We start from the raw sequence: 26,837 nt of genomic DNA on the forward strand, positions 1-26,837 counted from the left end.
AATCATCGTCAAGCACACACATAACGAGGAGTAGACACATGGCCGCAATCACCCTGCAGGGCAACCCGTTCTCGACCAATGGCGAACTGCCGAAGCCCGGCAGCGATGCGCCCGGTTTCCGCCTGGTCGGCGGCGATCTTAAGGACGTCACGCTGCATGACTTCGCCGGCAAGAAGAAGGTGCTGAACATCTTCCCGTCGGTGGACACGCCGACCTGCGCAATGTCGGTGCGCAAGTTCAACGAGAAGGCCGCGGGCTTGAGCGACACCGTGGTGCTGTGCATCTCGGCCGATCTGCCGTTCGCGCAGAAGCGCTTCTGCGGCGCCGAAGGCATCAGCAATGTCGTCAACCTGTCGCTGATGCGTGGCCGCGGCTTTGCCACCGAGTACGGCCTGAACATCGAGAACGGCCCACTGGCCGGTCTGACCGCACGCGCCGTGGTGGTGCTCGACGCCAACAACAAGGTGCTGCACAGCGAACTGGTCAGCGAGATCGCCCACGAGCCGAACTACGACGCTGCTCTGAAGGCACTGGCCTGAGGCGCAGCTGTATGACGCTCCGGCATCGCGGGCTGGCGCTGCTGCTGGCCGTCATTTTGGCCGGCTGTGGCGGCGGCGGCACAGCGGTGCCGGCGCCGGAATTCGTCGGTGACTGGAGCGCGCCAGGCGTCAATCTGAGCCTGAGCGCCGATGGCCAGATCGCCTGGCGCAAGGTCGATGAAGACGGCTCGTCGCACAGCGTCATCGCGCCGTTGAGTTCGTTCTCGACGAAGAAATTCTCGGCCGGCTTCTGGCTGTTCTCGTCGAGCTTCCACGTCGACAAGCCGCCGGTCCGCGATGGCGCCGTCTGGCGGATGACGGTCGATGGCGTCGAGCTGATTCGTCTGGACGATGACGGCGCCGTGCCGAAGGACGAAGTCTGAAGCTGCACGGCTGCAACTGAATCACAACGCTGAACCGAACACGCCTCAGAGATCGATCATGGCTCACGCCTCAAACGCTGCAACTGTCGCCACCGCGCTGCCGTCACCGCTGAACCCGGCCGAGCCGCTGATCTTCGAAGTGTCGCGCGCCGGCCGCGGTGCCAGCGCCCAACGGCCGATAAAAGGGGAGGGCGGCTTGCCGGAGATTCGGCTGTCTGAGAAGTTCAGACGGCAGGTCGCGCCGGGATTGCCGCAGGTGTCCGAGTTGCAGGCGGTGCGTCACTTCACGCGGCTGTCGAAGCTGAATTTCAGCATCGACACGCACTTCTATCCGCTCGGCAGCTGCACAATGAAATACAACCCGCGCGCCTGCAACACGCTGGCGATGCTGCCGCAGTTTCTCGGCCGCCATCCGCTGGCGCCGGAAACCCACTCGCAGGGCTTCCTGGCCTGCATGTACGAGCTGCAGGAAATGCTCAAGGACGTGACCGGCATGGCCGGCGTCAGCCTGACGCCGATGGCCGGCGCGCAGGGCGAGTTCGCCGGTGTCGCGATGATCCGCGCTTACCACCGCGCCCGGAATGATCTGGCCCGCACCGAAATCCTGGTGCCGGACGCCGCCCACGGCACCAACCCGGCGACCGCGACGATGCTCGGCATGACCGTGCGTGAAATCCCGACCGATGCCGAAGGCGACGTCGATCTGGTCAAGCTCGCCGCGGTCGTCGGCCCGCAGACCGCCGGCATCATGCTGACCAATCCGAGCACCCTCGGTGTCTTCGAACGCAACATCGCCAAGATCGCCAAGCTGGTCCACGAAGCCGGCGGCCTGCTGTACTACGACGGCGCCAACCTCAACGCGATCCTCGGAGAAGTGCGCCCGGGCGACATGGGCTTCGACGTCATCCACATGAACCTGCACAAGACCTTCTCGACGCCACACGGCGGCGGCGGGCCGGGTGCTGGTGCGGTCGGCGTGTCGCAGCGCTTGCTACCGTTCATGCCGATTCCGGTCGTCGGCAAGGCCGGCGAGGGCAGCGAGAGCCGCTATGGCTGGCTCGATGAGAAAGACCTGCCGCAAACCATCGGCCGCCTCAGCGCCTTCATGGGCAATGCCGGCGTGCTGCTGCGCGCCTACGTCTACGCACGTCTGCTCGGCCGCGAAGGCATGCACCGGGTCGCCGAGTTCGCCACCCTGAACGCCAACTACCTGCAGGCCCGGCTGCGCGATCTCGGCTTCGATCTGGCCTACCCGAAGCGCAAGGCGACGCACGAGTTCATCGTCACCCTGAAGCGGCAGAAGCAGGAGATCGATCTCACCGCCACCGACATCGCCAAGCGCCTGCTCGACTACGGCTACCACGCGCCGACGGTTTATTTCCCGCTGCTGGTGCCGGAATGCCTGCTGATCGAGCCGACGGAGACCGAGGACAAGGAAACGCTGGACGCCTTCGTCGCCGCCCTGTGCGCGATCTGGGAAGAGGCTAAGCGCGACATCGCCTTCGTCAAGGGCGCGCCGTACAAGATGCCGGTGCGCCGCCTCGATGACGTGCGCGCCGCGCGTCAGCTCGATATCCGCTATGTGGCCGGTACTGGCGTAGGGGCCCGCTGATGGCCGACGGAATCACCGGCTGGCGCCGCATCGTCCGCGCGACCAGGGTCAGCTATGTCGGCATGGGCTGGGCGGTGCGCGAGGAAGAAGCCTTCCGCATCGAGCTGACCCTGTTCCTGCTGATGCTGCCGTTCGCGATCTGGCTCGGCGACAATGCGGTCGAGCGGATCATCCTGTTCTGGAGTCTGCTGCTGGTGCTGATCGTCGAACTGCTGAACACCGCAGTCGAAGTGGTGGTAGATCGCATCGGCCTCGAACGTCATGTATTGTCCGGGCGCGCCAAGGATCTAGGGTCCGCGGCGGTCCATCTCTCCCTGCTGCAGGTTCCGATCGTCTGGGGCCTGGTGCTGTTCGGCTAACCGAAAACCTCACGAAAACATCATGTCTGCACTGATTTGCGGCTCGCTCGCTTTTGACACCATCATGGTTTTCAGCGGCCGGTTCAAGAACGAGATCCTGCCGGACAAGGTCCACATCCTGAACGTCTCGTTCCTCGTGCCGGAACTGCGCCGCGAGTTCGGCGGCACCGCCGGCAACATCGCCTACAACCTGAAGCTGCTCGGCGGCGAACCGCTGCCGATGGCCACCGTCGGCAAGGACTTCGCGAGCTACAACGAGTGGCTGGACAAGCTCGGCATCAGCCGCGAATACATCAAGACCGTGCCCGAGGCCTACACCGCGCAGGCCTACATCACCACCGATCTCGACGACAACCAGATCACCGCGTTCCACCCGGGTGCGATGAGCTTCGCCCACACCCAGGACGTACACGCCGCGATCAAGGCCGGCGCCACCATCGGCACCGTATCGCCGGACGGCCGCGACGCGATGATCCTGCACGCCACCCAGTTCGCCGAAGCCGGCCTGCCGTTCATCTTCGATCCGGGCCAGGGCCTGCCGCTGTTCGGCGGCGATGACCTCAAGGACTTCATCGAGAAATCGACGTACGTTGCCGTCAACGACTACGAGTCGGAAATGATCATGGCCCGCACTGGCTGGTCGCTGAAGGAAATCGCCGACCGGGTCGAAGCACTGATCGTCACCCGCGGCGGCAAGGGTTCGAGCATCTACACGAAGAGCAAGACCCACGAGATTCCGACCGCATCCGCGCACTCGCTGGCCGATCCCACCGGCTGCGGCGATGCCTACCGCGGCGGCCTGCTCTACGGCCTGCTCAACGGCCTGGACTGGGACACCACCGGCAGAGTCGCCTCGCTGCTCGGCGCGATCAAGATAGAACGCCCGGGCCCGCAGAATCACAGCGCCACCCCGGAACAGTTCCGGGCCCGCTTCAAGAAGGAATTCCGCTACGACCTCGCCTGATCGGTCGGAACAAAAAGCTCCCATCGCAGCAAAGACTTGCCTATAATCGCGGCCCGCGCCGAGATAGCTCAGTCGGTAGAGCAACTGATTCGTAATCAGTAGGTCGGAGGTTCGATTCCTCTTCTCGGCACCATTAAAATCAGTAACTTAAAGGCCTGCCCGGTGCAGGCCTTTAAGTTATGTAGCCAAATCGTACCCGGCAAGCTGCGGACGTAGCCCGATCTGATCTGCGAAACGGTCCACGTGCGCTCCCAGGTGACCCGGAGAGAAGTGCGCGTACCGTTTCACCATCTCGTGTGACGACCAACCGCCCAGCTCTTGAAGCGCGTACAGCGGTGTTCCTCGCTGCACATGCCACGACGCCCAGGTATGTCGCAGGTCATGCCACCTGAAGTTCTCGATGCCGGCCCGTTTTAGCGCGCCGTACCAAGCCTTCGTCCCGACCTGCCGGATCGGCTGCCCTCGATAAGTGAAGCAGTACGCGCTTCCGTTTTCGAGCTGATCTTTGAGCAGCTTCACCGCACCAAGACTTAGCGGCACCGCAATAGCCTTTCCAGCCTTCGCCTCGTCCGGGTGTATCCACGCCAAGCGCTCCGTGAGATTGACCTGCGACCACTTCAACTCGCGCACGTTGCGTTGACGCTGCCCGGTTAACAGCGAGAACCAAGCCATCGCAGCCAGATGGGGCGGCAGCTCCTGCAGCAGCCGGTTCGCCTCATCTTCGGTCAGGTAGCGCACCCGCAGCTTGGGTTCCTTCAACATCCGAACCTTGGGCGCTCGATCCAGCCACTCCCACTCATCCACCGCAATGCGCAGGACTGACCGAAGCAGCGCCAGCATCCTGTTCACCGTGGCCTCCGATACACCATCAGCTCTCCGTCGTTTCGTGAGCAGGTCCACCAAGTCCCGGTTCACGTCTTCCAGATACTTTCCGGCTAAGAACGGGTGCAGCCACCGGAAGTGCATCTTGTCGTCGTGCAGCGAGGCCTTGTGGGCCTTTTCGTCAATCCAACGGAGCACCGCTTCTTCCCATGAACGGTTCGGCTTGAGGCCTAGCCGTTCGCTATCCCACATCTGCGCCTTGAGCTTGTCGTGGTACTCCTTGGCTTTGCGGCGGTCGGAAGTGCCAGCGCTGCGCTGTATCGTGCGGCCGTTGTGGGACAGCTTGACCCACCAGTTAGGTGAGTCTTTACGTTTGTAGAGCGACATAGGGATTTCTCCTGTTGTTCGCCCTGCAACGCTCGCCGGCTAGATTGTGCACGCAGGTACGCGATCAGGTCATCCTCGATAAAGACCCAGCCGCGGCCGACTTTCGCGCCCGAAAGCTCGCCTGTAGCGGCCAGACGCCGAATCGTCGATGGATGTGCGTGCAGCAACTCGGCTGCCTGTTGCAGGGCGAGCGTCTTCACGGCACGGGCCGTTCTAGGTTCTTGAGGATTTCTTCCGGATAACCAGCAAGGCGCTTCGGCACCTGACCGGGCTTGATCAGTTGCGCGATGACTGCCGCGGTATCGCCTAGCTCGACCTCGGTCATCACGTTGATGGCCTTTCCCCCCTGTGTACGGAGGTGGCGCACCATGGACTCGTAGGTGACGGTGACTTCGCGCTGAATTGTCTTCAGGCGACATTGTTCAAGCGACAAGTATTCGAAGGCAGGGTAGGCGCCCGCGAGGTACTTCCCTGGATGCGTTACCGTTTCCCAAGGGACGATTCGGCCTTTGTTCCTTAGCTCGACTTCGATCCGCGTCCAGTTGGCAAAGAACTGCTCCGCATCGCCACCCAGTTGCTTGCCCTTCTCGTAAATGCGTGTGAGCTTCCCGGATTCTCGGCTGCCGACATACAGCGTCCGCCCCTTCTGCTTTGCGAGCCAGTCACCCGCAACGCTTGTCTGTGGCTGTCGACCGCCGACGTTGAACAGGCCTTCCTTCAGCCATCCCACTGATTTCTCAATGCTGGCGACTTCGCCTAGAAAGTCATCGTGGGCCAGATCGACCCGCGTCACCGCTGCATCTGAGGACTCACCCCAAGCCCGAACTGCATCCCAGTCGATGATGTTCCGGCAGCCATGCGCATTCAGTTCGACGTGCAGCGTCCCGCGTTGGTGTTCGCCGCCGTGAGCGAGGAGGCCGACTTCGCCGAGGTCTATGCGATGTTCATAGCCGAACCAGCCACTACTTCGGCGACGGTGCAGGTTGGGCGCTACGCTGAACACACGGTGTAGCTGATCCGTAATCCACCCTAGTTCGTCGGGGGATGGCGCTTTAACCGTGAAGGCTAACCAATCAACGAGGGCGATGGGTCTATCTGGCTGGTCAGTTTCTCCCCGTGTTACTAGACGGGGAGATAGATGCTCGTCTGCGGTGGCGGCGGCCAGGTCGCTGCGCTCGCTCGGCCTGCCGCCTGCGCCATTACAGCTTGGAAGTTCTTCGGGTTGCATAAGTGACTCCGGAAAATCGACGGAGTCATGCCTAGAGGCGTGACTTCATCGGTAATGGATGGAAGTCACAAGCGAGCTGGTAGGGAGGGCTTTATACCGGCCCGCGCATAAGGCCGTTCCTACCCGCTCGGTGTATGCCTATCGGATACCTGGCTCCCTTGGCGTTAGGGATTTACCGTTTCAGTATCCGGGCCCGAAGTGTTGCGGGGCTTTGGGTTGCGCTGCTTGAGTTTTTCGATGCTGCTTGTGCAACTCGAGCATCGCCGAAACTTAAATCTCAAGTCAAGTTTTTCGGCGGCGTCCGCGAATCGCACTGGAGTATCTAGAAGTGACTTTGCAGGTTAGGTACCAAGCACATCGAGGTCTTCAACGATTAAAATTTAACTTTCTTCGAGCTTTATAGGTTCAGCTTTCGATGTACGCTCTTTTCCTTTGGCAATCAACGCTTCGTCAAGAAAGGCGAGCCATCGAATGAAACTGACGCCCGCGCTAAGGGCTGCAGTCGCCAGTTCAATGGGCACCGAGATGGGTTCATGTGTCTGCTGACCGTGACGGTATACATGAACAGCGTTAACCCAGGAGTCGAAAGACCGTACGATCTGCGCCGAAAATCTAACCGCTATTGGATCGTCGCTATAGAGCCGGTTAACTGCGGACGTTAACGAATTCTTTATCGCGGCGCTATTTAAGCCAGATTCCCCGGGAAACATGATCTTGGTTAAAGTCTCGGCAGCCTCGAAGATTGAGCGTGAAGCAGACTTTAAGTCTTGAGGCTGTCCTTCAAAATGTCCAAATGATTCTTCAATTGCCTTACGAACTGCCTGGTATCTAGAGCCCGACAGACCGAGGATGATTGATTGTCGCTCAGCTGAAAAATGTTCGTCTACTGAGTAATGCAAGCCGCATTTTTTATCGACCGAGTATGAAAGATTCTCTTCCTCAATAGCCCTGCTGATGAAATTGTGCCAATCCTTGAAAAGCGATCCAGACTGAGTTGTTCCGCGGCGGGTAACATCTGTCGCCAAAAATTGGCGGCCGATCAGCGTTAGCTGATCAAGGACTTCTTCAAAAGGGATGGCTTTGAAATACGAATCCCAATCAAGTGACAAATTCCGGATGGGGACCGTGTGGCCAGTTTCGATGCGTAGATAATTTCTAAGATCACTTGCAGAGTAGTTTTCCAAGGCACTCAAGTACCCAGCGATTCTTCTCTTGAATCGATCGCTCTCCTTAATTTTCTCCGTTCTTTGCCTGTACACCTGCGTGAAAAGTTTGCCCGTGCTTGTTTGTCCGCCGTCATTCATTCGTCTATCGCCTTTAAGCAACTGTTTCGGAACAACAGCCCGCTACTAGCGTAGCCGTTTCGTAACCATCCTTGGTTGATTCGACGTCGGGCAAACAACGTTTCCTAAGCGGCGGGCGTTGCAAAGCGTTATTTTTTCGACCAATCAGCGAATCGAATCCCCTTCGTAATCAGTAGGTCGGAGGTTCGATTCCTCTTCTCGGCACCATTCAAATCGGTAACAAAAGGCCTGCCTCGTGCAGGCCTTTTTGTTGCGTCGCTAGAACGTACCGACAAGCTCCAACCGTAGCTCGAGGCGACTTCTTTTCTGGAAGTCGTACTTCAATGATCTGCTCGTCCGCCAGTTGATTTATTGTATATACGAATATAAAGTCGACGCTGATGAAAATCAGTTTCGACCCGGACAAGAATGCTCGCAATGTCGAAGCTCGCGGTATTTCTTTCGATTGTGCGCTGGCCTTTGAGTGGGCTAGCGCGTTCCTCGTCGAGGATCCGCCGAGACTACGGCGAGCAGCGTTTTCAGGCGATCGGCTATATCGATGTACGGCTGCACGTCCTCGTTTTCACGCCGCGTGGCAGGACGTTGCACGTCATCAGCCTGCGCAAGGCGAACTCACGCGAGGTAAAGCGATATGAAGCAGAAATTGAACGCTGAACGCGTAGACCGCGATAACCCGGAATGGACGCCGAAGACTTTCGAGCGGGCCGTCCCGGCGTCGAAAATCCTGCCAACGCTGTTTGGGAATGAGGAAGGCCAAGCGATGCTCAAGCGTCGAGGGCGTCCGAAATCGAGCGAGGCGCGCACGCTCATCTCGTTGCGCTTGCCGCCCGATACGCTCGCCCGCTGGAAGGCGACGGGGCCGGGCTGGCAGACACGCATGGCCGAGACTTTGGCAAAGGCGGTTTAGCGATTCTCGACCGGTACGGTCGAAGAAAGAGGACCCGTACGCTGGCCTGTCGTCAATCAGCAGGTCGCAGGTTCGATTCCTCTTCTCTCACCAGTTAATCAGTAACTTGAAGGCCTGCCTCGTGCAGGCCTTTTCGTTGCGTGGCACAAACGTCCCTGCAAGCTCCGGACGTAACCCGATGGCCCTTGGAAGGATCCTCATGCGCTCCCAAGGGCCCGGAGAGATGCGCTTACCGTTTCACCGTCCCGTTCGGCGATCAACCACTCACACGCGCCCAACAAGGAAAGTGGTTGCAGACCTTCCAGCCGGCGATGATCACGGACGCTTGCCTTGCGTCGCGATTGGTCTTTAGGTGCCGAGGAATGGAGGCGCCGTGTCGCAAGAGGAACCACCCCCGTTCACGAAGCCGATGGCGGGCGCTCTGAGTTGCGTCGCCGAATCCGAGCTGTGGCCCCCAGGCGCGAGGCCTGAATCTCGTGGTCAGGCCAGAGCCGTCTGCTTCGCGACTGCTCTAGTTCAAGGCCACTATGACGCGACCGGCACCAATCAACTGCTTGCGCCAACGCTGATCCAGCGCACTCACGATGACTTCACGCTGCTTGGGTGAAGCGTGAACGAACATGCCGTCGCCTTGATACAGACCCACGTGCAGTCGGCGGCGTCCTGTCTTGAAAAAGACCAAGTCTCCCGGACGAATTTCCGAAAGCCCGATCGGTTCAACGGCACTCATCATCGCAGAGGCGCTTCGGGGGAGTGGCACGCCTGCTTGAGCGTAGGCTTGCTTCACCAGGCCGGAGCAATCTGTTGCCGAAGTGGACGAAGCCCCAAAGTGATATCGCACGCCGATAAGCTGCTCGGCTCCCTGAAGGGCGAGCGCTTCCACCGATTTTCGCATCTGAAGTTGACTCGCCATCCGCAGCTGGAGTCCAGGTTCGGCGGAAACAGCAGCAGGCGCTGCGGCGACGCCTGCAGGCGTGTGCAAGCCCCAAGTCATACCCGAAGCAAAAGAGCAGGTGGCGTTGGCCAGCAACAAACCGGCAATCACAAGGCGGATCGAGAGCATAGGGTCGGGGGTAAGGCGGGGACCATCATCGACAATCTCAGTTGTCTGAACAATGCCCAAAAATCCGGAAACGTCATGTCAATAGTCGATGACCGGGAGCAATTGCCTTGCCAGAAGGCGAGGTCGCAGTGCCCCCGGGTCCGAGACCGCGATCGGCGCTTCGAGCAGTCAAGTCATCCCGAGATGTTCCTACCATTCGACGGATCCTTTTTTTTGGGCCAGGCGGGCAGGGATACAGCCTGTATCGAATGTCGAATCGACCTGTTGCCGTAAAGCGCCTGTACGCTCGCGACAAGGTTCCTCATGACGCCGGGTTCGCGATGCACCTGTCGAAGCCGATGGCGATCAAGGAACTGATCGTCACCATCGCGGCGTTCGTGCGACATCGCATCCGCGGCTGATTGGAGCGCCGCGCCCGGTTTCAGAGTGGAATGCCGTTGGCGCCATCCTGATGTCTGCGATATGACGGTCAGACGAACCGATCGCCGGCTCGCGTAATGTTCGCTATCGCACAGACGTATGTTCGGTAACGTACGGACCGCAAGGCGGTGTTTGGCTAGCCTTCTGATGAGGGAGACACCATTTCCCGTTGCCTTCCGGTCGTGATCCTTGACGCAGCAGATGACGCAGCAGAACTTTCAGCCGACCCATAACCACCTTCTGCGCGCCTTGCCGGCCGAGGTGCAGACACGGCTGTTCCCGCATCTGAAGCTGTTTCCGCTGCCGCTGGGAAAAGTGCTGTACGAATCCGGAGACACGATGAACCACGTGTACTTCCCGGTCGATTCGATCGTGTCACTGCTGTACGTCATGCAGAACGGCGCCTCGGCCGAGATTTCGGTCGTCGGCAACGAGGGCCTGATCGGCGTGTCCCTGTTCATGGGTGGCGAAAGCACACCGAGCCGCGCCATCGTGCAGAGCGCCGGGCATGCTTGGCAGCTGGCGGGTACGCGCCTCAAGGAGGAATTCAATCGCCACGGTGATCTGCTGTTCCTGATGCTGCGCTACACCCAATCGCTGATCACCCAGATGGCGCAGACAGCGGTCTGCAACCGCCATCACGCGATCGATCAGCAGCTGTGTCGCTGGCTGCTGCTATCGCTGGATCGACTGCCGGGCAATCAGCTGACGATGACCCAGGAGCTGATCGCCAACATGCTCGGCGTGCGTCGCGAGGGCGTCACCGAAGCGGCCAGCAAGCTGCAGAAGCTCGGTGTCATCGAATACAGCCGCGGCAAGATCACCGTGCTCGATCGGCCCAAGCTCGAAAGCCTGAGTTGCGAATGCTATGCCGTGGTCCGCAAGGAAACCGATCGGCTGCTGCCGTACTCGGTGGGCCCGGGTCTGGCTTCTAAGCCCATTGCCGAGCCGCCCACTGATCCCCTTTGACGGTCGAATCGACCGTCTGTTTTCAGTGTTGCGCGATGCTTGGGTGGGCCAGCGCACCGACGCGCGTACCCGTTAACGCATACTCCGACCACTGCACAGGCTCAGCTTCTGTGCCATGCCGATCACGGCTCTCCCCAAGCTGCGGAGAGTCGTACCTTGGAAGTGTCGCCAAAGCTGATCGCCAATCGTCTGATCGCCCGATTGCCGATCAAGGAACGCCGGGCGCTGCTGGATATCAGTGAGACGGTCGGTCTGGAATTTGGTCAGATCCTCTGCCAGCCGGACACTCCGTTCCGGCACGTGCATTTTCCGCTGACCGGCTTCTTGTCGCTGGTCGCCGAAGTGCTGCATCACCCGCCGCTGGAAATGGGCCTGATCGGCAACGAAGGACTGCTCGGTGCCACCCTGGTGCTGGGCGTTTCCGCGGTCCCCCTGCGCGGCATCGTGCAGGGTGCCGGTACGGCACTTCGTATCGAGGTCCGGCAGTTTTGCGCCTTGCTGGAAACCAGTCCGGCCCTGCGGCTCAGCTTGAATCGCTATCTCTACGTGCTGATGGCGCAGCTTTCGCAGACCGCGGTCTGCACTCGATTCCACGAACTGGGGCCGCGCCTGGCGCGCTGGCTGCTGATGAGCCACGACCGCGCCCACGCCGACCATTTCCATCTCACCCATCAGTTCCTTGCGGACATGCTCGGCGTGCGCCGCAGCGGCGTCACCACCGCGGCCGGCGTGATGCAGGCCCATGGCTTGATCAGCTACACCCGCGGCGAAATCCGTGTGCTCGATCGTGCTGGGCTGGAAGCCACATCCTGCGAATGCTATGCGGAAGTGATCGCCGATTACGCCGAGCAGATGGGCGAGGGGCCGTTGACGCCGCAGCGGCCGCGGCGCGGAGTCTGAGCATTCGTAAGGGCGCGGCTGCCATTGGCGGCTGGCGACACGCGGATTCGCACTGCCCGAGCTGTGCCTTTCATCGGCCGGACGATCCCGTATTGCGATCCGCAGTTGCTCCCGTAAGCCGTTCGTAAGGCCGCGCTTTCTATCGTTCCCGCACTTCCTTGCGGACGACGACGATGCGCAGCTTTCCGGGATCTGGCGGTCACCTTCACGCGGTGCTGCCACCACGCCGATATCCGTTCCACCGCGCTTGGCTCAGCCGCGCATTGCTGGTGGCCGGACTTTCGCTGCCGGCGCTCGCGTCGGCAGTAACCAGTCTTCCGGCGCCGCTGGCCGCCTATGCCGGCCAGGTGGTCTACCTCGACTTCTGGGCGTCCTGGTGCGGGCCCTGTGCGCAGTCGTTTCCGTGGCTCAACGAGATGCAGGCGAAGTACGGCGATCGGCTGAAGATCGTTGCCGTCAATGTCGATACCGATCCGGCGGCGGCGCGCCAGTTCCTGGATCGGCATTCGGCCAGGTTCGAGATCCGCTATGACCCGCAGGGCCAGTTGGCCGAGCTTTACCGGATCAAGGGCATGCCCGATTCACTGATTCTCGATCGCACCGGTGCCGTGCTCCATCAGCACGAAGGTTTCCGCAGCGAACGCGCTGCGGACTACGAAACGGCGATCCAGCAAGCGCTGGGTGAGCCATCGGCCAATGTCAGGAGTTCCCATTGAAAACCGTTCACGGTCTGTCCCTGCTGGTGTTGACGTTGGCGCTTTGCGCCTGCGCGCAGATCGGTGCCAAGCCCTGGCAGCGCGGCACGCTCGCGCGCGCCGACATGCAGCTTGATGCCGACCCGATACAGACCAAGCTCGACGAGCACATCTACTTCAGCAAGGAAGCCTCCAGCGGCGGACGCGGCTTCGGTGGAGGAGGTTGCGGATGCAACTGAATCCTGTGAGCCGCGCTGAAGAAATGCAGGCGGCCGATGCTTCGCGGCGTCGCAAGCAGCTGGTCGCTGCCACCTTGAGTCTGCTCGGTATGGCATCCGGCAATCCGGCCTCTGCCGAACCTCTGAAGTGGACCATCGACAGCGGGCTGCTCTACTACAAGGAAGGCGGCGGCCGCGTGCAGGCGATCGAGCCGGTGGTCAACGGCAGCGTCGATCTCGGCGGTGAGCGACTGCTGTCGGCCGGCGTGGTGCTCGATACCCTGAGCGGCGCCACGCCGAACGGCGCTGCCCCGTGGTCGCAGCCGCAGACCTTCACGTCACCGTCCGGCAAGGGCAAGAGCTACACGATCGCGCCGGGCGATACGCCGCTGGATCCCACGTTCAAGGACACCCGCATTGCCGGCAATCTCGGCTATCGCTTCCCGCTGACCGATGTCAGCAAGCTGCAGGTCGGCCTGAACGGCTCGAAGGAATACGACTTCCTGTCGGCCGGTGCCAACGCGCTGTACGCCTACGATCTGAACGAGCACAACACGACCTTGAGCGCTGGTCTGGGTTTCGAGTTCGATCACCTCAATCCGGTCGGCGGAGCACCGGACCCGCTGACCCATCGGGTCAATGCGCCGATCGGCGATGCCAACGACGGCGAAGGGCTGTCCGGGCCGTCGAAATCGAAGAACGTCAAGGATGTGCTGATCGGCATCACCCAGGTCATCGATCCCTCCAGTCTCGTGCAGTTCAATTACTCGCTGAGTCTGTCGAACGGCTACGAAACGGACCCGTACAAGTTCCTGTCGGTGGTCGATGAGACGGCGCAGCCGCTGTACTACGTTTACGAGAAGCGGCCAGGCTCGCGAACACGGCATGCCTTCTACGCCGAGTACAAGCGCTCGCTGTTCGGGCGAGATTCGATCGATCTGTCGTATCGCTTTTTCACCGATAGCTGGGGCATTCGCTCGCATACCGCCGATGTGGCCTATCGCTGGAACATCTCGCCGCGTTCCTACCTTGAACCGAGTGCGCGCTACTACAAGCAGTCGGCCGCCGATTTCTACAAGCCAGCCTTGTTTTCCGGCGAGGACACGACGATCGATTACGCCAGTGCCGATCCCCGGCTCGGTGATTTCAGCGCGGTCACCGGTGGTCTGAAGTATGGTCACCTGCTCGGCAACAACCAGGAGTTCTCAGTGCGCCTGCAGGCCTACAAGCAATTCGCCACGACGACCCACGTGCCGGGCCAGGCGGCCACTGCGCTTTCGGCCTTTGATCTGTCGCCGAATCTCTCCGCCGTGATGCTCAGCATCGGCTACCGCTTCAACTGGTAACGGCTTGTCTAGTCAGTCTCGCAGCGTCCGAGTCGAAGCCACGGCGAGCGGTGCGCTGGCCGGACACTTCGAGGCGATGGCCTCGCCCTGCGAGGTGCTCGTCGACGGTGCCGATGCCTCGATGCTGCGGGGCCTGACAGAGCAGGTTGCCGAAGAGGTCTGGCGTATCGAACGCCACTGGAGTCGCTATCTGCCGGGCAATGTCGTCGACTGCATCAACCGCGCGGATGGCCAGCCGGTCGAGGTCGATGAGGAAACCGGACGGTTTCTCGACTATGCCGCCCGGCTCTGGGACATCAGCGATGGCCTGTTCGACATCACCTCGGGCGTGCTGCGCCGGGCCTTCCACTTCGATGGCTCGGACCGTCTGCCAAGTGCTGAGGCCGTGAAGGCGCTGCTGCCACTGGTGGGCTGGGACAAGGTGCAGTGGCAGTCGCCGATGCTGCAGCTGCTGCCAGGCATGCAGATCGATTTCGGCGGTATCGGCAAGGAGTACGCAGTCGATCGCGCCTGTGCGATCGCGGCCTCGGCGAGCGGCTTGCCGGTGCTGGTCAATTGCGGCGGCGATCTTGCCTCCAGTGCGCCGCGCGCGGACGGCAAGCCGTGGATGGTCGGCATTGATGTGCAAGGCATGGATGTGGATGCACCGGTGATCGCGCTGCATCGGGGTGGCATCGCCAGCAGTGGCGATGTTCATCGCTATCTGATGAAAGATGGCGTGCGCTATCCGCACGTGCTGGATCCCCGAACGGGCTGGCCGGTAACCGGCGGGCCTCGTGTCGTCACGGTTGCTGCGGGTTCCTGCACCGAAGCCGGCGTGCTGTCGACCCTGGCGCTGCTGCACGGCGCAAAGGCCGAACAGTTTCTGAATGAGTTCGCCGCGGAGGCGAAAGTAATCTGGTGATGCTTCTGCTGCAGTCCCTGCAACTGCGCCAAGGCGCAGTTGCAGGGATGTCAGCCTTTACTTCTTACTTCTTGGGAGCAGCGGCCTTCTTCGATGCCGGGGTCGGCGTCTTCTCGATCACCTTCACGGAGGCCGGCTTGTTCAGCACGGTGAACTCCACGCGACGGTTCTCTGTACGGCCTTCCTCAGTGGCGTTGTCGCCCACCGGGTTGGCTTCGCCGAAGCCCTTCGCAGTCAGCTGACCGCTCGGCACGCCCTGGCTGATCAGATAGACGCGGACCGCATCGGCACGGCGCTGCGACAGCTTCTGATTGTAGGCATCGGAACCGAGCGAATCGGTGTAACCGCCGACCTGCACAGACAATGCGGACTGAGCGTTCAGGGCAGTCGCCACTTCATTGAGCGACAGCTTCGACGGATCGGTCAGACGATCCTTGTTGAACTCGAAGTTGATCGAGCGCAGCGTGACCTTCTGCTCGATGATGCAGCCATCGCGATCGACCTTGAAGCCCTTCGGAGTGCCTGGGCACTTGTCGAGGTTGTCCGGCACGCCATCACCGTCGGTATCACGCACCGGAGGCGGCGGTGGTGGCGGCGGAGGCGGCGGCGGCGGGGCAGCCGCAGGCGGCGGCGGAGGGGGCGGCGGCGGTGCATCGGCGCCGAACGAGTAACGAATACCGAGCATGGCCGACTGCGCACGATAGCGGGATTCGACGTCCGGACCAGGTCCCAGGTCCAGGTTGCCCTTGGCGCTCTGAATCCAGCGGTAGTCCGCCGACATGGTGAGGTGCGGAGTCAGATCGAAGCTGATGCCGCCACCGCCCTGGTAGGCAAACTGCACGGTGAAGTCGTTGGAGGCCGAATAGCCGCGCAGACCGAAGCGAGTGGCACCGACACCGCCGCCGACGTACGGATGGACGACGCTGAAGAAGCCGCTATCGGTACGGATGTCGTACCAGAGGTTGGCCATCGTCGAGTAGGCGTTCTCGAAGCCATCCGCCTGCACGCGCGCGAGGTTGCCGACACGAACGCTCTCGACATCATTGCGGCGGTAGCTCAGCTCGAGCTCCGGACGCAGGCCGAACGAGGTGGTGGTACCGAGCACGAGGCCGCCGATCCAGCCGTTCTTCAGCGGATCGCCGAAGCGAACGTTGCTGTCGACGATCGGACCATAGAGGTTCTGATCCGCCTTCCAGTTGGCGCCACCCTCAATCCCGATGTAGCCACCTTCGCCGGCATGCGCCGTGAAGGCGGTGCAGAGCGCAACGGTGGCGAACCCGGCGATAGCGGGAATGGACTTCTTCTTTTGTTTCATCGACAACTCCTGTGTGGAACGGTGGCCAGAACCAATCGGCCTGTTTTTAGATGTCTACGCTTCGCCAGCCCTCTGGCTGTACGGGACTACCGTCGGCACATGAGCACCTCGCGTGCCTGCGCCGGCGATTTCGGAAAATTCGGGGAAACTCGGGAAGAAATGAAAGGCCCTGATCGGGATCAGGGCCTGTTCCGAGGCTGTTTCAGCCTGCTATCAAGGCGCCGAAGTCACACGCCAGATGGTGTTGCCGACATCGTCAGCGACCAGCAACGCGCCATGGGTATCAAGCGCCACGCCAACCGGCCGTCCCAGCGCCTTGTCGTCCGAGTCGATGAAGCCATCGAGCACGTCAGTCGGTGTGCCGGACGGCTTGCCGTTGGTAAACGGTACAAACAGCACCCGGTAGCCGCTGCGCGGCTTGCGGTTCCAGGAACCGTGCAGGCCGATGAACATGCCGCTGCCGAAGGCCGATCCGACGCCGCTCTTGCCGGTCGATGCCGCGAGGCCGAGCGAGGCCGTGTGCGCGCCGAGCGCGTAATCCGGCGCTCGCGCCTTCGCCACCAGTTCCGGTTTCTGCGGCTTGACCCGCTCATCGACATGATTGCCGTAATAGCTGTATGGCCAGCCATAGAAACCGCCATCGACGACCGAAGTCATGTAATCCGGCACCAGATCGTTGCCGATCTCGTCACGCTCGTTGACTGCCGTCCACAGGGCACCGCTTTCCGGCTGCCAGGCCAGGCCGTTCGGATTGCGCAGGCCGGACGCGAAAACGCGGTAGACACCGCTGGCGATGTCGACTTCGAGGATCGCCGCGCGCTCTTTTTCAGCGTCGATGCCGTTCTCGGCGACGTTGCTGTTCGAGCCCACCGTCACGTAGAGCTTGGTGCCCTCGGCATTGGCGATCAGGTTCTTGGTCCAGTGATGGTTGATCGATCCCGCCGGCAGCGGCGTGACGACCTTGCCAGTCGCACGATCGATGGTCATATCGCCGGCCTTGTACGGGAAGCTCAACACCGCATCGGTATTGGCGACGAACAGCTTGTCGCCGACCAGCGCCATGCCGAACGGTGAGTGCAGGCCGGTCAGCAGCGCGCTCTTGGTCTCCGCAACGCCGTCGCCATCGGTATCGCGCAGCAGGCTGATGCGGTCCGCACTCGGGGTGCCAGCGCCGGCTTTGCCCATGACCTTTTCCATCACCCACCCGCGGATGCCGGTGGAGTCGTCAGGGCGCTTCGGCGCGTTTGTTTCGGCGACCAGCACATCGCCATTCGGCAGCACCAGCAGCCAGCGCGGGTGATCGAGTCCGCTGGCGAAAGCGCTGACTTTCAAACTGGGCGCAGCGCGCGGGGTGCGGCCTTCCGGCCAGCCTTTGGCGGTGGCGATGTTGACTGTCGGAACCAGGGTTGAAACGGGGGCCGGCAAGTCGGGATTGGCGCCGTAGCCAGCCGATACCGCCTGCCGGCTGTCGGCACCACAGGCCGCGAGCAGGACCGTCATCAGGCTCAGGGTGAAGAGGCTGGTCTGACGAGGTGATGGAAATTGACGCGAGGACAGACGGTGCTTGCTCATGAGTGATGCTGGGTCCAGGAGTTCTTGAGGGCGGGTGCGTCGATGCACCCAGGAATGCGTTAGCAGGGTCTGCTACTGACAACGAGCCTGTAACGACTAAGGACTATGCGGCGGCGGCTGACTGTCGGAGCAAGCTGCGCTCCCATTCACCGTTGCCGGAGAGAGACGGATGCGTTCTGCCTCCCCGCGCAGCGAGGCCATAGCTTCAGACCAGATCTCTGTGCACAAATGTATTCTTTTCAATCTTCCGGTCAGTTTTACAAGGTCCGCGACGGCGCCATCAAATTAATATGCAAATTATTGCTTAAGCAAAATCACGCATATAGACTGAGCCTCTCATTCACTGACGAGGTTTTTCGCATGTCACTGCCGGCCCTGCTTCGCAACCGCCTCCGGATTCCGGTCGTGGCGTCGCCGCTGTTCATCATCTCCAATCCGGATCTGGTGATCGCGCAGTGCAAGGCCGGCGTGGTCGGCTCTTTCCCGGCGCTCAACGCGCGGCCGGCAGAGGAACTGGGCAAGTGGCTGCAGCGGATCAGCGAGGAACTCGATCGCCACAACCAGGCGAATCCTGATCGTCCGGCAGCGCCGTACGCGGTCAACCAGATCGTGCACAAGTCGAACAACCGCCTCGATCACGACATCGAGCAATGCGTGAAGTACAAGGTGCCGATCGTCATCACCTCGCTCGGTGCCCGCACCGATCTGAATGAAGCCATCCATTCCTACGGCGGCATCACCCTGCACGACATCATCAACAACAAGTTCGCCAAGAAAGCGATCGAGAAGGGCGCCGATGGCCTGATCGCCGTCGCCACCGGCGCTGGTGGCCACGCCGGCACCACGTCGCCGTTCGCGCTGATCCAGGAAATCCGCGAGTGGTTCGACGGCCCGTTGCTGCTGTCAGGGTCGATCGCCACCGGCAGTTCGGTGCTCGCAGCACTTGCGATGGGCGCTGATCTGGCCTACATCGGCTCTGCATTCATCGCCACGAAGGAAGCGAACGCCGACGAGCGCTACAAGCAGTGCATCGTCGACTGCGGTGCCGACGACATCGTCTATTCCAATCTGTTCACCGGCGTGCACGGCAACTACCTGCGGCCGTCGATCATCAGCGCCGGCCTGGACCCGGACAAGCTGCCGGAATCCGATCCCAGCAAGATGGATTTCGGCTCCGGCGGCAACACCGACGCCAAGGCCTGGAAGACCATCTGGGGCTGCGGCCAGGGCATCGGCGCGGTGAAGTCGATCGGCAGCGTCGGCGATCTCGTCGGCCGTCTGGAACGCGAGTACGACGCCGCGCGTCAGCGTCTGCTGGCCGCCTGATGGCGCTATCCCACGCCATCCTGGTATCGCTGCTTGATCGTGCGCATTCGGGTTACGACCTCGCCAAGCGCTTCGATCAGACCGTCGGCTTCTTCTGGCCGGTCAGCCATCAGCAGATCTATCAGGAGCTGCACAAGCTGGCGCGGGCAGGGTGGGTGCGCGGGCAGACCGTCGAGCAGGCGGACCGACCGAACCGGATCGTCTACGAGCTGACCGGCGAAGGTCGGCAGGCGCTCGATGCCTGGGTGACCGAGCCAACCAGCCCGCCGAGCTTCAAGGAAGAGTTGCTGGTCAAGCTGTTCGCGCTGGAAGGCGCGAACCGCGACACCCTGGTGCAGGAACTGGAGCGACGCCGGGCGCTGCACATCGAACGCCTGGCCCGCTACGAATCGATCATGGCCGAGCACTACCCGGATCCGACCTTGCTCAACGCCCGCAAGCGCGGTCGTTACCTCGGTCTGCGAATGGGCATCCTCACCGAGCGCACCACGATCGCCTGGTGCGATGAAGCGATCGCCTGCGTCGGAGCGGCCTGACAGGAATCATCACTGTGCAGCGCACTCGATTGAATATCGGTAGCCCAAGCCCTACCAGTTCGCCGAGACTTTCAGACCGACCTGCCCTGGCCCGATCGCCGGCGTCACTGAAACCTGCGCCGGCACATAGGGTTTGACGACAAACTTCGAAATGCCCCAGGCCAGCGCGCAGCCGGCGACGACATCGCGGACGTAGTGCTTGTCTTCGTTGACCCGGATGTACGCCACCCAGGCGGAGATCGCGTATGCCGGTGCCGCTTCCTGCCAGCCGTAACGCTCGCCGAGATAGGCCGCGCCGGAACAGGCGAACGAGGCGTGGCCGGAAGGGAAGGACTTGGTCCCGCCATCGGGCCGCGTGCCCCAGTCGCCATTCTTGAACGCTTCCTTGAGTCCCTGCGTCGCGGCGACGGTCACCACCACTTCAGTGCCCAGTTGCAGCAGGCCGCGGTAGTCGCCCTCATAAGTGGAATACGCGGCAGCACCGGCGGCCGGCACGAACTTCAGCCAATTCGACAGCGTGAGCTGGTCGCGGTTGGCCTCGGCGTGGCTCGGTGCCGAAACAACGATGCAGGAGCCGGCAAGCAGCGCGCAGGCGGTTTGGCGAAGGGGGAAATTCATGATGTACGGAGCGGGAAGGGCGGATGTAGGTGCAGGCGTGAAAGGCAGATCGGTGCAAGCGGTTGCGTCGAAGTCCACCACCGACGAGCATGCGGGACATGGGCTGCCGTCGCAGCCTGAAATCGGAGCATGCACCTGTGGCTGACGATCCCGCCAAACCTCGTTCGATCTCCACTGCCATTGCGTCGATCATCTCGCTGGGCAAAGATCTGGTGGCGCTGCTGCGCGACGGCTCGCTGTTCCTGCTCGCGGTGCTGCTGCTGGTGTTCCCGATGCAGTTCAACGCGATGCTGGTGGCGGCGGGATTCAAGGAAGGCAATGTCGCCGGCTTCAAGTGGCAAGCCTCGCTGACCGAAACCGACAGCGCGTTGCAGAAAGCGCAGGAGACGATTTCCGAGCTGCAGCGCAAGAACGACGAGCTTGCGAAAACCCTCGGCGAAGCCAGCAAGCAGATCGTCGGTGGCGATGGCCAGCTGAAGGCCCAGATCGTCGAACTTCAACAGGGCAATCGAACCCTTTCGGAGAACGTGCAGACGGTGCAGACCAAGGTCGACGAGCGCCTGCTGTCGAACGAGCAACTGGTCGCCAACGCCGATCGTCCGAAGGCCGCGGCACCCGTGGAGGTGGTCGCTGCCGCACCGCCGCCGCCAGCCAGCCGCTACATCGTCGGCTTCCAGACCGTCGGCTTCGATGCCTCTGTCCGCGAGCGCATCAACAGCGCGCTGGAGGAACGCGGCTACCAGATCAGCAATGTGTCCGCGAGCTACGACAGCCGGCCGAGCTGGTTCGCGACGCAGTCGACCGTCTTCTACTACGCAACGCCGGCGCTGCCCGCCGCCAAAGACCTGGCCGAGCGGCTGCAGCAGGAAACCGGGGTGCGCTTCGCCGTGCAGCGCGGGGCGGGTCTTGGCGTGGAAGCGAACCTGCGCAACGTGACCCTGTACGTGCACTACCTGAAGTGAACGTTACTCGGCGACATCGGCGACCTGCAGGCTGGGCTCGTAGCGGGCAAGAATCTCGCTCAGCGTGCGGCTGATCTTCGACGACAGGCGGATCATCTCGATGCGCGGCCAGGTCTGACGCTGGCCTTCGAGCAGCATGTCGCCGATCTCGCGATGGGTCATCGGCGACACCAGTTTCAGCGGCGACACCAGGCGGCGTTCGGGCGTGATGTTGATGTCGCCGGTGTACTGCTGCGACAGCAGATCGTGAACGATCTTGTTGACCGAGCCGGCGGTCGACGTGGGCAGGTACTTGCCGAGCACCACGTCGGTGGATTTCAGCATGCCGCGGGCCGAGCTTTTCATCATGTCGAGCAGCGGCCGCAGATGGTTCTGCTTGAGCTTGTGGTCGCGGAACATCGGCATCAGCACCGGGTTGATGTAGCTGACCGTGTAGTGATTGGTGCCGTACAGGCGGGCCAGCTGCTTGGCTGGAAGATCGGCAGCGAACACGCCGTCGATCCAGCGCGCTTTCAGGTAGGGCACGGTGTTGCCCTGGGCATCGCGCGCCAGCAGCTGCACCGGTTCGAACAGACCCGGCACCGCGCAGGAGGCGCGCACCGCCGAGCGGATCAGCACATGCGGCGAGGTGATCGCATTGAGCAGCCGCGGGCTCTGATGCCGCTCGCAGGGACTGACCGAAATACTGATGTTGCGGCCCGAACGCTCGAAGGCTTCGCGGAAGGTCATGTCCGGAATCAGGCGATCGAAGGTGGCATCGAACGAGGTGGCGCCGAAGAAGCGCCGCAGGCCGGTGGTGCGCTCGAGCAGATTCGGGCTCCAGGGTTCGCCGAAGAAGATGTTCTCCGGAGTCAGGAAGCCACGCAGCTCGTCGTCGCTGCGGGTGCCGATCACGGCGGCGACGATGGCGCCGGCGCTGGAGCCGGAGATCACCGAGGGCAGGATGCCTTCGTCGAACAGCGCCTTGGCCACGCCGAAGTGGAAGAACATCAGCATGCCGCCGCTCGACATCATCAGCGCCGATCGGCCGTAGCAATGGCTGGCGCGGCGGAACAGATCGAGCTTCACCGCTTCGGGCACTTCGTGTTCGGGCAGGCTTTCGATGTGCAGCAGCGTGTCGCAGACGGTGTCGACGAAATCGCTGATCAGTGCCTTGGTGCCGAAGTAGGCCTTGGTATGCAGCACCGGCTTGCCCATGCCGCCGAGGTTGCCGTGCACGCCTTCCTCGATCGCGAACACCAGGCCGTGGCTGTCATCGGCGGCACGCAGCGCGACCAGCTGATCGAGCCGGGCGCGGATCATCGCGTGATCGTAAAGATTCGAAGGCTCGCGAACCCGCCACTTGGCGCGGCCACTGAGTTCATCAAGCGCGCGGGCCTGCTCGGCCCATTCCCCGTAACTCGTCGACAGGCGCAGGTCGTTGCGCGCGGCGTGTTTGTGCTTGCTCGCTCTGAGTTTTTTCGTCGTTGGCTCAGCTGGCGACTGAGGGTTTGATTCGGCAGGCAACGCAGCGTTCATGAGCGAAGGGAAGGATGCACGGCGCAGGATCGTGGCATCGGTGAAGTGGATGTGACGATAAGGATACTTCGATCAGTGCCCGGAGCTACGGCGTCGTCGCGTACGGCATCAGCGGCGGCTCGCCGGCCGCGAGGTGCGGATTGGGCACGCCGGTCTGCAAGGTCGAGTCAACGATCTGCAGCAGCCCGCTGACGATCGGAGCCTGCAGCAGCACGGTCACATCGACCGGCAACAGCCGGCACAGCGAAGCGCCACCGGCGCGCGTTACATCGGCCGGACCTGAGTGGCTGATGGCGTCCAGCGCCAGCGCGAAGGCGACCGGATCGGTGGTGCCGATGGTGCCGTGTTCGACGAGATAAGCGGGACAGATGTCCTGCAACAGGATGTTGGCGACGTGATCATTGGCCTGGCCGAAATCGAGCGCCGCCGTCGGTACCGGCGCGACCGGCTGCACGAGTTCATCGAACTGCGTGTAGACCGCGGTGTAGTCGACATCGCCCGGCGTTTCGTCGCCGGCGTTGAGCGCGGTGATGAAGTTGGCATCGAGCGCGAACTGATACAGCGCTTCCGGGAACAGGCCAACCGGCAAAGCGCCCAGGCCGAGCGCATCGAACAGCGCAGCCATGGTATCGAAACCGAAGGCGACGCTGGTGCCGTGGTTGGGCCCGGCGAGCAGCACGAAATCGCTGACCGCTTCGCGTGCCGACGGCCAGTACTTCAATGCCCAGCGCGGCATCGTCGCGCCCTGGCTGTGGCCGATCATCGCCACCTTGCGACCCGTCTGCGCGTGGATGCTGCGCAAGGCGTTGACGACGTACTCGGCGGAAATCTGCAGATCGCCAAGACCGCGATCCGGGTAGGTGACGATGCAGACGTCATAGCCCAGCGCCACCAGCTGGGGCGTGTAGAACAGCGTGAATTGCTCGGTGCCGGTGAAGAAAGTGCCGTGCACCAGCAGCACCGGCGGCTTGTCCGGATGCTCGAAGGGCGTGCAGTTGAGCGATTGATCGAGTGTGGCCTGCGGCGTGATCAAGGCCGGTTCCGACGACAGGAAAAGATCCGGCGCGCTGGAGCTGCCGCAGCCTTGCAGGAGCAGCAAGGCCAAAGCGATCGGGACGGTGAAGAAACGGGTCGGACGCATGGGGAATTCCTGTCAGATGAAGGCACGGCAGTCGCATTCTGAGTCCGGGCCGCAGACAAAAAAACAGGGCGGCTCGCGCCGCCCTGTTCATCACATCTGGAAGTCAGACAAACGCTTATGCCGCCATTTGGCGAAGCATGTACTGCAGCACGCCGCCGTGCTTGTAGTACGACCATTCCACCGTCGTGTTGATGCGGACCTTGGCGGTGAAGCTCACGACCTTGCCGTCGGCCTTCTTGGCGCTGACGGTGACCGAGGTGGCGCCGTCGACGAGGCCGTCGAAGTCGAACACTTCGGTGCCGTCCAGACCCAGCGAGACTGCGGACTGGCCATCGACGAAATTCAGCGGCAGCACGCCCATGCCGACCAGGTTCGCGCGGTGAATGCGCTCGAAGCTCTCCGAGATCACCGCCTTGACGCCGAGCAGGATGGTGCCCTTGGCCGCCCAGTCACGCGACGAGCCGGTGCCGTATTCCTTGCCGGCGAGAACCACCAGCGGCGTGCTGCTGGCGGCGTACTTCATCGCCACGTCGTAGATCGCTTCCACAGGACCGGCCGCACCATTGATGTAACGGCTGACACCACCTTCGACGCCCGGCGTCATCGCGTTCTTGATGCGGGTGTTGGCGAAGGTGCCGCGCATCATGATTTCGTGGTTGCCACGGCGTGAGCCGAAGCTGTTGAAGTCGGCACGCTGCACGCCGTGCTCCATCAGATACTTGCCGGCCGGGCCGTCCTTCTTGATGTCGCCGGCCGGGCTGATGTGATCGGTGGTGATCGAGTCGCCGAGCACCGCGAGCACTCTGGCGCCCTTGATCGGCAGGATGCCCGGCGGCGTCATGGTCATGCCGGTGAAGTACGGCGGGTTCTGCACGTAGGTGCTCTTCGAATCCCAGGGATAGGTTTCCGACTTCGCGATCTTGATCGCCTGCCAGCGAGCATCGCCCTTCAGCACTTCGCCGTAGCTGGTCTTGAACAGATCGGCCGTCACCGCCTTGGTGACTGCTTCCTGGATTTCCTGATTGGTCGGCCAGATGTCCTTCAGGAACACCGGCATGCCTTCGCTCGAGGTGCCGAGCGCTTCGCTGGTGAGATCGAGATCGGTCGAACCGGCAATCGCATAGGCCACGACCAGCGGCGGCGAGGCGAGATAGTTCATCCGCACGTCCTGATGCACTCGGCCTTCGAAGTTGCGATTGCCTGACAGCACGGCCGACACGCTCAGCGTGTTGTCCTGGATCGCCTTGCCGATCGGCTCGTTGAGCGGGCCGGAGTTGCCGATGCAGGTGGTGCAGCCGTAGGCGACGATGTGGAAGCCGAGGTACTCCAGATCTTCGATCAGGCCGGCTTTCTTCAGATACTCGGTGACCGCCTTCGAGCCGGGTGCCAGCGAGGTCTTGACCCAGGGCTGGCTCTTCAGACCGAGCGCGCGCGCCTTGCGGGCCAGCAGGCCGGCGCCGATCAAGACACTCGGGTTCGAGGTGTTGGTGCAGCTGGTGATCGCGGCGATGACGACCGCGCCATCCGTAAGCGTGTAGGTCTCGCCACGGTCGGTGACCGTAGCCGGACCCTTCGACGGACGCGCCTTCTGCTCGGCTTCGAAAGCCTTCTTGAAGTTGGTCTTCATGTCGGTCAGCAGCACGCGGTCCTGCGGACGCTTCGGGCCGGCGAGGCTCGGCAGGATCGTCGACAGATCGAGCGCCAGCACGTCCGTGTATTCCGCTTCCGGCGCGTCCGGCGTCCACCACATGCCCTGGGCCTTGGCGTAGGCCTCGACGATGGCGATCTGCTCGTCGCTGCGGCCGGTCAGGCGCAGATAGTTAAGGGTTTCGTTGTCGATCGGGAAGATGCCGCAGGTAGCGCCGTATTCCGGGCCCATGTTGGCGATGGTGTTGCGATCCGAAGCCGACAGATTGGCAAGGCCGGGGCCGAAGAATTCGACGAACTTTTCGACCACGCCGCGCTTGCGCAGCATCTCGGTGACGGTCAGCACCAGATCGGTGGCCGTCGCGCCTTCGGCAAGCTTGCCGCTGACTCTGACGCCGATGACTTCCGGAATCAGCATCGACGACGGCTGGCCGAGCATCGCTGCTTCCGCTTCGATACCGCCGACGCCCCAGCCGAGCACGCCAATGCCGTTGACCATCGTGGTGTGCGAATCGGTGCCGAAGCAAGAATCTGGGTACAGCATGCCATCGTCGTTCTGGAACACGACTCGGGCGAGGTATTCGATGTTGACCTGATGGACGATGCCGGTATCCGGTGGCACGGCCTTGAAGTTCTTCAGCGCTTCCTGGCCCCAGCGCAGGAAGGTGTAGCGCTCTTCGTTGCGCTGGAATTCGACCTTGGCATTGAGGTCCAGCGCTTCCTTGGAACCGTAGTGATCGATCATCACCGAGTGGTCGATGACCAGTTCCACCGGGCACAGTGGGTTGACCTTGGTGGCGTCACCGCCGAGCGTCTTGATCGCATCGCGCATCGCAGCGAGATCGACCACGCAGGGCACGCCGGTGAAGTCCTGCAGGATCACGCGAGCCGGGGTGAAGTTGATGTCCTTGGCCGGCACCTTTTTCAGGTCCGCCGTTGCCAGCGCCTTGATGTCGTCGGCGGTGGTGCTCACGCCGTCTTCGTGACGGAGCAGGTTTTCGAGCAGGATCTTGTACGAGTAAGGGAGCCTCGAGACCTTGAATGGCTGCTCCAGCTGGGTCAGATCGTAAAAGCCGTAGCTTTTCGATCCGACGGTGAGCGTGGACTTGGCTTTGTAGCTATCGGTCACAGTCGTTCTCCTTGAGGGTGCCGGACTTCAGAGGGTTTGCAGTCGATGGAAGT

Annotated in this window: 26 protein-coding genes, 1 tRNA gene and 3 pseudogenes; 18 read left to right on the forward strand and 12 right to left on the reverse strand. The window is 62.1% G+C overall.

Annotated elements, in window-relative coordinates; all coding sequences use genetic code 11:
- The first annotated feature begins 38 nt into the window (after window positions 1-38).
- The 6 genes from tpx to G513_RS0105735 all read left to right on the forward strand — a co-directional run bounded on the left by tpx (window position 39) and on the right by G513_RS0105735 (window position 3,990).
- A complete protein-coding gene (gene tpx, locus G513_RS0105710; protein ID WP_022975865.1) occupies window positions 39-539 on the forward strand; it encodes a thiol peroxidase in 501 nt (166 codons plus the stop codon).
- Window positions 540-550: 11 nt separating this feature from the next.
- Window positions 551-922 (forward strand): hypothetical protein, encoded by a 372-nt coding sequence (locus tag G513_RS0105715; protein WP_022975866.1) that lies wholly within the window; start codon window positions 551-553, stop codon window positions 920-922.
- Window positions 923-980: 58 nt separating this feature from the next.
- Window positions 981-2,534 carry an aminomethyl-transferring glycine dehydrogenase subunit GcvPB gene (gene gcvPB / locus G513_RS0105720; RefSeq protein ID WP_022975867.1) on the forward strand — a complete coding sequence of 518 codons (1,554 nt, stop codon included), beginning with the start codon at window positions 981-983 and terminating at the stop codon, window positions 2,532-2,534.
- Window positions 2,534-2,893, forward strand: a complete 360-nt coding sequence (locus G513_RS0105725) for a diacylglycerol kinase (RefSeq protein WP_022975868.1) — start codon at window positions 2,534-2,536, stop codon at window positions 2,891-2,893. Before gcvPB ends, G513_RS0105725 begins: the two co-directional genes overlap by 1 nt.
- 22 nt (window positions 2,894-2,915) lie before the next feature.
- Window positions 2,916-3,857: a carbohydrate kinase family protein gene (locus G513_RS0105730; protein ID WP_022975869.1), complete on the forward strand. Its 942-nt coding sequence runs from the start codon at window positions 2,916-2,918 to the stop codon at window positions 3,855-3,857.
- Window positions 3,858-3,914: 57 nt separating this feature from the next.
- Window positions 3,915-3,990 (forward strand) — tRNA-Thr (locus tag G513_RS0105735).
- A 39-nt stretch (window positions 3,991-4,029) separates the two neighbouring features.
- On the opposite strand, the gene G513_RS26435 is transcribed toward G513_RS0105735, so the two are convergent.
- The 5 genes and pseudogenes from G513_RS26435 to G513_RS25660 all read right to left on the reverse strand — a co-directional run bounded on the left by G513_RS26435 (window position 4,030) and on the right by G513_RS25660 (window position 7,598).
- On the reverse strand, window positions 4,030-4,215 hold the full coding sequence (locus tag G513_RS26435) for a DUF3253 domain-containing protein (protein WP_366511650.1): 186 nt from the start codon (window positions 4,213-4,215) through the stop codon (window positions 4,030-4,032).
- Window positions 4,134-5,066, reverse strand: a pseudogene (locus G513_RS26205) (tyrosine-type recombinase/integrase); the annotation flags it as partial. The gene G513_RS26435 and the pseudogene G513_RS26205, both read right to left, overlap by 82 nt.
- Window positions 5,067-5,119: 53 nt before the next feature.
- Window positions 5,120-5,266, reverse strand: a pseudogene (locus G513_RS26535) (helix-turn-helix domain-containing protein); the annotation flags it as partial.
- On the reverse strand, window positions 5,263-6,294 hold the full coding sequence (locus G513_RS25365) for a replication initiation factor domain-containing protein (RefSeq protein ID WP_084711356.1): 1,032 nt from the start codon (window positions 6,292-6,294) through the stop codon (window positions 5,263-5,265). The gene G513_RS25365 and the pseudogene G513_RS26535, both read right to left, overlap by 4 nt.
- A gap of 380 nt (window positions 6,295-6,674) precedes the next feature.
- Complete coding sequence (locus G513_RS25660) at window positions 6,675-7,598, reverse strand: hypothetical protein (protein WP_156891413.1); 924 nt, start codon at window positions 7,596-7,598, stop codon at window positions 6,675-6,677.
- Between the two features lie 380 nt (window positions 7,599-7,978).
- Between G513_RS25660 and G513_RS25370 the strand changes: the two are divergent.
- Both G513_RS25370 and G513_RS0105755 read left to right on the forward strand, forming a co-directional pair.
- Window positions 7,979-8,252 (forward strand): annotated as a pseudogene (locus tag G513_RS25370) (BrnT family toxin).
- Window positions 8,230-8,505 (forward strand): BrnA antitoxin family protein, encoded by a 276-nt coding sequence (locus G513_RS0105755; RefSeq protein WP_022975873.1) that lies wholly within the window; start codon window positions 8,230-8,232, stop codon window positions 8,503-8,505. The pseudogene G513_RS25370 and the gene G513_RS0105755 overlap by 23 nt, the downstream one beginning before the upstream one ends.
- Window positions 8,506-9,016: 511 nt before the next feature.
- Here the strand turns inward: G513_RS0105755 and G513_RS0105760 are convergent.
- Window positions 9,017-9,568 (reverse strand): C40 family peptidase, encoded by a 552-nt coding sequence (locus tag G513_RS0105760; RefSeq protein ID WP_028475185.1) that lies wholly within the window; start codon window positions 9,566-9,568, stop codon window positions 9,017-9,019.
- A 248-nt stretch (window positions 9,569-9,816) separates the two neighbouring features.
- Here G513_RS0105760 and G513_RS25665 point away from each other — a divergent pair, with 248 nt between their 5' ends.
- The 7 genes from G513_RS25665 to G513_RS0105795 all read left to right on the forward strand — a co-directional run bounded on the left by G513_RS25665 (window position 9,817) and on the right by G513_RS0105795 (window position 15,020).
- Complete coding sequence (locus G513_RS25665; RefSeq protein WP_156891415.1) at window positions 9,817-9,969, forward strand: hypothetical protein; 153 nt, start codon at window positions 9,817-9,819, stop codon at window positions 9,967-9,969.
- 220 nt (window positions 9,970-10,189) lie between these two features.
- Window positions 10,190-10,957 carry a Crp/Fnr family transcriptional regulator gene (locus G513_RS21590; protein WP_022975875.1) on the forward strand — a complete coding sequence of 256 codons (768 nt, stop codon included), beginning with the start codon at window positions 10,190-10,192 and terminating at the stop codon, window positions 10,955-10,957.
- Between the two features lie 156 nt (window positions 10,958-11,113).
- On the forward strand, window positions 11,114-11,857 hold the full coding sequence (locus G513_RS21595) for a Crp/Fnr family transcriptional regulator (RefSeq protein WP_022975876.1): 744 nt from the start codon (window positions 11,114-11,116) through the stop codon (window positions 11,855-11,857).
- A 269-nt stretch (window positions 11,858-12,126) separates the two neighbouring features.
- Window positions 12,127-12,573 (forward strand): TlpA family protein disulfide reductase, encoded by a 447-nt coding sequence (locus G513_RS21600; RefSeq protein ID WP_211219604.1) that lies wholly within the window; start codon window positions 12,127-12,129, stop codon window positions 12,571-12,573.
- Window positions 12,570-12,791 (forward strand): DUF4266 domain-containing protein, encoded by a 222-nt coding sequence (locus G513_RS26210; RefSeq protein WP_022975878.1) that lies wholly within the window; start codon window positions 12,570-12,572, stop codon window positions 12,789-12,791. Before G513_RS21600 ends, G513_RS26210 begins: the two co-directional genes overlap by 4 nt.
- The gene (locus tag G513_RS0105790) at window positions 12,782-14,116 is read left to right on the forward strand and encodes a DUF3570 domain-containing protein (RefSeq protein ID WP_084711358.1); all 1,335 of its coding nucleotides are present in this window, start codon (window positions 12,782-12,784) and stop codon (window positions 14,114-14,116) included. The genes G513_RS26210 and G513_RS0105790 overlap by 10 nt, the downstream gene beginning before the upstream one ends.
- Before the next feature lie 4 nt (window positions 14,117-14,120).
- Window positions 14,121-15,020: an FAD:protein FMN transferase gene (locus G513_RS0105795; RefSeq protein WP_022975880.1), complete on the forward strand. Its 900-nt coding sequence runs from the start codon at window positions 14,121-14,123 to the stop codon at window positions 15,018-15,020.
- Between the two features lie 64 nt (window positions 15,021-15,084).
- Here G513_RS0105795 and G513_RS0105800 read toward each other — a convergent pair whose 3' ends face one another.
- Together G513_RS0105800 and G513_RS0105805 are read right to left on the reverse strand one after the other, a co-directional pair.
- Entirely contained in the window at window positions 15,085-16,335 is a 1,251-nt protein-coding gene (locus G513_RS0105800) for an OmpA family protein (protein ID WP_022975881.1), read from the reverse strand.
- A gap of 213 nt (window positions 16,336-16,548) precedes the next feature.
- The gene (locus tag G513_RS0105805) at window positions 16,549-17,835 is read right to left on the reverse strand and encodes a PQQ-dependent sugar dehydrogenase (RefSeq protein ID WP_051144359.1); all 1,287 of its coding nucleotides are present in this window, start codon (window positions 17,833-17,835) and stop codon (window positions 16,549-16,551) included.
- A 432-nt stretch (window positions 17,836-18,267) separates the two neighbouring features.
- On the opposite strand from G513_RS0105805, the gene G513_RS0105810 reads away from it, so the two are divergent.
- Together G513_RS0105810 and G513_RS0105815 are read left to right on the forward strand one after the other, a co-directional pair.
- A complete protein-coding gene (locus tag G513_RS0105810; protein WP_022975883.1) occupies window positions 18,268-19,233 on the forward strand; it encodes an NAD(P)H-dependent flavin oxidoreductase in 966 nt (321 codons plus the stop codon).
- A complete protein-coding gene (locus G513_RS0105815; protein WP_022975884.1) occupies window positions 19,233-19,769 on the forward strand; it encodes a PadR family transcriptional regulator in 537 nt (178 codons plus the stop codon). The genes G513_RS0105810 and G513_RS0105815 overlap by 1 nt, the downstream gene beginning before the upstream one ends.
- A 51-nt stretch (window positions 19,770-19,820) precedes the next feature.
- Here the strand turns inward: G513_RS0105815 and G513_RS24710 are convergent, their stop codons facing one another.
- Window positions 19,821-20,387, reverse strand: a complete 567-nt coding sequence (locus G513_RS24710; RefSeq protein ID WP_022975885.1) for a phosphatase PAP2 family protein — start codon at window positions 20,385-20,387, stop codon at window positions 19,821-19,823.
- 137 nt (window positions 20,388-20,524) lie between these two features.
- Here G513_RS24710 and G513_RS24715 point away from each other — a divergent pair, with 137 nt between their 5' ends.
- Window positions 20,525-21,349 (forward strand): hypothetical protein, encoded by an 825-nt coding sequence (locus G513_RS24715; RefSeq protein ID WP_156891417.1) that lies wholly within the window; start codon window positions 20,525-20,527, stop codon window positions 21,347-21,349.
- 3 nt (window positions 21,350-21,352) lie between these two features.
- Here the strand turns inward: G513_RS24715 and G513_RS21615 are convergent, their stop codons facing one another.
- The 3 genes from G513_RS21615 to acnA all read right to left on the reverse strand — a co-directional run bounded on the left by G513_RS21615 (window position 21,353) and on the right by acnA (window position 26,784).
- On the reverse strand, window positions 21,353-22,867 hold the full coding sequence (locus tag G513_RS21615; protein WP_022975887.1) for a DUF3336 domain-containing protein: 1,515 nt from the start codon (window positions 22,865-22,867) through the stop codon (window positions 21,353-21,355).
- A gap of 85 nt (window positions 22,868-22,952) precedes the next feature.
- Complete coding sequence (locus G513_RS0105835) at window positions 22,953-24,008, reverse strand: lipase family alpha/beta hydrolase (protein WP_022975888.1); 1,056 nt, start codon at window positions 24,006-24,008, stop codon at window positions 22,953-22,955.
- Between the two features lie 115 nt (window positions 24,009-24,123).
- Window positions 24,124-26,784, reverse strand: a complete 2,661-nt coding sequence (acnA, locus tag G513_RS0105840; RefSeq protein ID WP_022975889.1) for an aconitate hydratase AcnA — start codon at window positions 26,782-26,784, stop codon at window positions 24,124-24,126.
- Window positions 26,785-26,837: the final 53 nt, after the last annotated feature.

The organism is Nevskia ramosa DSM 11499, assembly GCF_000420645.1.
GTDB classification, from domain to species: domain Bacteria; phylum Pseudomonadota; class Gammaproteobacteria; order Nevskiales; family Nevskiaceae; genus Nevskia; species Nevskia ramosa.